The following is a 204-nucleotide window of genomic DNA, read 5'->3' on the forward strand; positions in this document are numbered from 1 at the left end:
AGGTGCAGGCCGCGAGCTGGTCGACCTTGCCGACCGCGGCCTGCACCTGCGCGTTGCCCTCCTCCAGGCGGGTGCCGAGCGGGTCGAGCCGCGCCAGCACCCGGTCGATCTCCTCGGGGGTGAGGCCCTGGTCGGCGAGGGCGGTGGCGATGTCGGAGCGCACCTGCGGCAGGGCGGCGGTGGCCTCCTGCACGGCGGCGCCCT

1 protein-coding gene is annotated in these 204 nt (G+C 77.0%); it reads right to left on the reverse strand.

The annotated features are described in order from the left end of the window. The coding region (locus DW299_RS02750; RefSeq protein WP_168443061.1) for a hypothetical protein at positions 1-193 on the reverse strand (193 nt) is incomplete at its 3' end. Between the last annotated feature and the right edge of the window lie 11 nt (positions 194-204).

Source organism: Microbacterium sp. K35, assembly GCF_004794375.1.
In the GTDB taxonomy this organism is placed as follows: Bacteria; Actinomycetota; Actinomycetes; order Actinomycetales; family Microbacteriaceae; genus Microbacterium; species Microbacterium sufflavum.